This is a genomic window from Candidatus Paracaedibacter symbiosus (assembly GCF_000757605.1).
In the GTDB taxonomy this organism is placed as follows: domain Bacteria; phylum Pseudomonadota; class Alphaproteobacteria; order Paracaedibacterales; family Paracaedibacteraceae; genus Paracaedibacter_A; species Paracaedibacter_A symbiosus.
On sequence record NZ_JQAK01000039.1, the window covers coordinates 2,848 to 3,800 of the forward strand.

Here is a 953-nt window from a genome sequence, read left to right on the forward strand (position 1 = left end):
GATGCCCTCATAGGGCTCGACGTAGAAATCGAACGTATCGCTGGCGGTACCGCCCCGCCCATCCGTCACCGTCACCTTGATGTTCAGGTACTGGAAGCCCAGGGTGCTCTTGGGCGTGTACATCCTGAACGTGCGTGTTGCCGGGTCGAAGCTCATCCCGCCGGGCATGTTCGATGCCGAATAGGTCAGCGTGTCGCCGTTGGGATCGTAGAAGGTGTTCGCGGGAATCGTGAACGACCAGTTCTTGCTCCACATCGACCAGGGATCCACGATCGGATTGAGCAGGATCGGAGCCTGGTTCGCGGCCTGCGGATCGTTCACGACGATCTGGAAGGTGGTGCTGGTCGCCATGCCACGATAGTCGGTGGCAATGTAGGACACCGTATAGGTGCCGGATGCGCTCGGGGTTCCGGAAATGTTGTTTCGGTCCGATGTCAGTCCAGGCGGGAGCCCGGTCATCGTATATGTCATGCAGTCGCCGTCCGGATCGGTAAACAGCGCGACGCTGGAATTGTAGGCGACCCCGGCGGTCATGGTGACCGTCGCGATGGACGGTGCTACAGGCGCATTGTTCTGCGCCACCGTCATGGTGAAAGTGGTGCTTGCCGACAGGCCTCCCGCGTCGACGGCGGAGTACGTGATGGTATATGTACCGAAGGTCGACGGATTCCCGCTGATCATGCGGGTGGCCGGATTGAAGCTGAGGCCCGCTGGCAATCCTGAAACCGAGTACGTCAGCGCACCGTCGTCATGGAACATCGGGAGCGTGATGCTCGTCGCAGCACCCTGTCTGAGCGACTGTGTGCCTACCGTGGTGGCCTGGGGCGTCTTGTTGACCGTAAGGGTGAAGATGCCCTCGACCGGATCGCCGCCGCCGTCCGTGGCGATGATCTTGACCCGATACACGAAAGCCAGATTGTCGGCATTGATGCCGAACTCACCGGGCGTCGAGA

1 protein-coding gene is annotated in these 953 nt (G+C 60.9%); it reads right to left on the minus strand.

Annotated features, from left to right (window positions below; translation table 11 throughout):
* The coding region (locus tag IG80_RS12960; protein ID WP_032114275.1) for a putative Ig domain-containing protein at positions 1-953 on the minus strand (953 nt) is incomplete at both ends.